A 4,102-nucleotide genomic window follows, 5' to 3' on the forward strand; every position below is an offset into this window, starting at 1 on the left:
CTATCTTATAGGAGTAGTAAACTAGACAGGTGATGTCAAAAAGTGGGGAGGCGAAATTATAAAATGAAGAAAATATGTATGAGCCTGATCGTTCTCTGTCTTTTCAGTGGAGGATTGGCCCCGATGAGTAAAGGAGCCGCTGCTTCTTCAGTGGGCACTGTCAAAGGTGACAACGTAAACGTATATCGTTCTCCTTCCTTACATTCTTCTGTTATGCAGACAGTGAAAAAAGGAGAAGAATTTCCTGTCATTTCATCTGAAGCTGGAGATGCAGCTCAGGTTACTACTCATACGGTAGTGCCGGGAAATACACTATGGTTACTAGCTAAGCAATACGGTGTAACAGTCAGTGATCTAATAAAACAAAATCAGCTAAAAAAGACGGAGCTGATTCCAGGGCAAACGCTGAAAATACCACCAAAAGGCTTGTTACATAAAGTAGTAGCAGGAGATACGCTTTGGAAAGTCTCCGTAAAGTACGGTGTAAAAGCAAATGAATTAACAAAGTTAAATCAGCTATCCTCAACAAATATTAAGCCCGGACAAACGCTTATTATTCCTGATTACTATATACAAGTACAGCTTTTGGAAGGGAAAAAGGGCTGGATCAAAAAATCTGATTTAGTGCAAAAGAAGCATCAGCCTGTAGTTATGGGTTGGAGCTTTAATGAAAAAACAGCGGGCTATACAGAATCGATGAAGCAAAAGAATTTAGACGTTGTTTCACCTCGTTGGTTTACGCTAACGTCGAATGACAAAGTTGTTTCATCTTCTATAAATGAATCATATGTTCAAACGGCTCATAAAAACGGCAAAAAAGTCTGGCCGCTTATTGGCAACAATTTTGATGATGTACTTACAAGTGATGTGCTAAGCAATAAAGCAAAGCGGAAAAAGCTTGTATCATCAATAGAAAGTTCGCTAGTAAAAACAAACAGCGATGGGATCAATGTTGACTTTGAAAACATTAATATCAAAAACAAACAAGATTTTGTTTTATTTATTAAAGAATTAAAAGCAGCGTTAAAACCTCATGGTATGACTATTTCAGTAGACGTAACAAGAGAAAATAATGATCCTTTTTGGTCGGGAAGCTTTGATAGGAAACAGATTGGTCAAGTGGCAGACTATGTCATTATGATGGGATATGAAGAACACTGGGGAGGAAGTCAGGTTCCAGGATCTGTTGCTTCACTGCCTTGGGTGAAAGAAGGCGCACAACTTCTTATGAAAGATGTACCTGCACACAAAATCCTTCTAGGAGTTCCTTTTTATACGCGAGAATGGAAAACGGACCTATCGACCAAAAAAGTTGTCACAAAAGACTTAACGATGAAAGAAGCCGAAGCTGTTATCTCTTCTAAAAAGTTAGCTAAAAAATGGGATAGCCAAGCCTCACAGTACTATGTAGAATACACGGAAAATGGTACGAAGCATCAAATATGGCTCGAAGACAAAGCATCTATGCAGCGCCGGGTTAAATTAATTAATGACTATCATTTAGGTGGGGCGGCAGCTTGGTATATTGGTTCAGAAACCTCAGATATATGGGAGTTATACAACTTTTAAATAAAAAACACACCTCTTGCTTGATTTAGTGAGGTGTGTTTTTTATTTGCATCATAATGAAGCGCATACATCTATTTACAAACGAGATAAATTTTACAATATTTGTTTTTCTTAAGTTAATTTATAACTATATTCCAAAATGAGCCTATTTAACCTTTTTTTAGTTGAAAACGCTTAATGACTTTACGATAAAGATAATTTATAGTAAATTCAGTTTCTATACAATAAATTTACTAAATTAACAATTAAGTGATTTAATTATTAACTAAGTGAAAGGAATGAATGTTATGGGAAAAGTATTAGTAATAGGCTTTCCAGGTGAAGGACATGTGAATCCTTCTTTAGGAATTGTAAAAGAGTTGATGGCTCAAGGGGAAAAGGTCGTCTATTATGGCATTGAAGACTATGCTGAAAAAATTCGGAAATCAGGCGCGGAATTTCGTGAATACGAAGATTTTCGTCCAAGTCTTGATATGAGCAACCGGATGACAAATGAAGAGTCTTATGACCGCTATGAAATAATGAATTTGTTTTTAAATGAATCTGAAAATATTATTACTAAAATTATGAGTGAAACGAAACATGAAACATATGATTATGTACTTTATGATTATCACCTTTTAGCAGGTTCCGCTGTGGCCGACCTTCTTCAGCTTCCGAAGGTTTCTCTTTGTACAACATTTGCGTTAAATAAGGAGTTAGCAACTTGTATGATGCCAAGTGGTCAAACAGAACCTGACCAATCTTCCTTTTATCCTCAATTCGAAAAATTATTAAATAAGTTCAACAACCAATATAATACTCAGTTAAAAGATTCCATTGACATTATGTCGAATCCAGGGGATATTACGCTAGTATTTACGTCAGAATTCTTTCAGCCAAACGTATCTGAATTTACGAGTGAGTACAAGTTTATTGGTCCTTCAATTGTTAAACGATTAGACATTGAAGATCCTTCTTACTTACAAAATGAAAATGAAAAAATTATTTTTGTTTCTATGGGAACTATTTTTAATCAGCAGCTAGAAATCTATAACTTATGTGTAGAAGCATTAAAAGATTTTGAGGGTAAAGTTATTTTATCTATTGGTAAAAATACCAAACCTGAAGAATTAGCACACATTCCAGAAAACTTCGTTGTGAAACAATACGTACCGCAGCTAGAAATTTTAAAACGTGCGGATTTATTCATTACTCACGGCGGAATGAACAGCAGCAGTGAAGGTTTATACTACGATACGCCCCTTGTCGTTATTCCAATGGCAGTGGATCAATTTATCGTTGGCGATCGCGTGCAGGAGTTAGGAGCAGGTGTAAAATTAGATAAAAATAATGTATCTGCTGAGCTAATCAAAAAGACAGTTAACGATGTTTTAACTACTCACACATATAAACAGCATGCACAACAAATTGGAGAATCACTTCGCTCAGCGGGAGGATACAAGCAAGGAGTGAAAGAAATTTTCAATGTGGTGCCTGTCAAAGTGTAATAGATGTAAGGCAGCTAGATAACTAACAGGGAGGAGTAAATATAATATGCAGACTATAAAAAAAGCAGTTATACCAGCAGCAGGGTTAGGTACTCGTTTTTTACCCGTTACAAAATCTATCCCAAAAGAAATGCTTCCAATTGTAAATAAGCCCGTAATTCAATTTATTGTAGAAGAAGCCTTAAAATCAGGAATCGAAGATATTTTAATTGTTACAGGAAACGGGAAACAAGCAATTGAAAATCATTTTGATCACAATATTCAACTGGAGCACTTGCTTCATCAAAAGGGAAAAACTGAACTATTAGAAGAAATGGAGCATATCTCTGAATTAGCGAATATTCATTACGTTCGTCAAAAAGAAATGAAGGGCCTTGGCCATGCAATTGGCTGTGCTCGACAGTTTATTGGAAACGAACCGTTTGCAGTTTTACTTGGAGATGACTTAACAGACCCAGATCAGCCTTGTTTAAAACAGCTGATTGACCAGTATAACCAAACGGGATCATCGGTTATCGGCGTACAGCGCGTAGAGGAAGAATCCGTTCACCGTTACGGGATTATAGATCCAAAAGTAAATAAAAACCGGTTATACGAAGTGAATGGTTTTGTAGAAAAACCATCAGTCGAAGAAGCTCCGTCTAATTTAGGAATTATTGGACGCTATGTATTTACACCTGACATTTTTGATTATCTTGAAACGCAGGAAGCTGGAAAAGGCGGGGAAATTCAGCTAACAGATGCTATTCAGCGTATGAATATAGACCGTTCTATTTATGCTTACGAATTCGAGGGCGAACGTTATGATGCAGGAGAAAAGTTAGATTTTATTTTTACGACTCTTGCTTTTGCATTAAAAGATGAAGAATTAAAAGCACCTCTTTTGACCAAATTCAAAGAACTTATCAGCAAAGAAGAACAAAAAGAAAAAATTGCTGTGCAAATTGGAAAATAACCTTCATTTACACACCTTTCTTCTACTTTTTCTTGAAGAAAGGTGCATTTTTTTTGCGGAAATGGAACGTTTGACAGCTGGATAGAAA

At 36.1% G+C, this 4,102-nt stretch carries 3 protein-coding genes; all 3 read left to right on the top strand.

The window, feature by feature from the left end; all coding sequences use genetic code 11:
• Positions 1–123 precede the first annotated feature (123 nt).
• The 3 genes from AC1DRF_RS18155 to galU all read left to right on the top strand — a co-directional run bounded on the left by AC1DRF_RS18155 (position 124) and on the right by galU (position 4,014).
• Entirely contained in the window at positions 124–1,569 is a 1,446-nt protein-coding gene (locus tag AC1DRF_RS18155) for a glycosyl hydrolase family 18 protein (protein ID WP_427075424.1), read from the top strand.
• A gap of 287 nt (positions 1,570–1,856) precedes the next feature.
• Positions 1,857–3,059 carry a macrolide family glycosyltransferase gene (locus AC1DRF_RS18160; protein ID WP_427075423.1) on the top strand — a complete coding sequence of 401 codons (1,203 nt, stop codon included), beginning with the start codon at positions 1,857–1,859 and terminating at the stop codon, positions 3,057–3,059.
• Positions 3,060–3,105: 46 nt separating this feature from the next.
• Complete coding sequence (gene galU / locus AC1DRF_RS18165) at positions 3,106–4,014, top strand: UTP--glucose-1-phosphate uridylyltransferase GalU (protein ID WP_427075422.1); 909 nt, start codon at positions 3,106–3,108, stop codon at positions 4,012–4,014.
• Positions 4,015–4,102: the final 88 nt, after the last annotated feature.

This window comes from Priestia sp. P5_B4, from assembly GCF_056400385.1.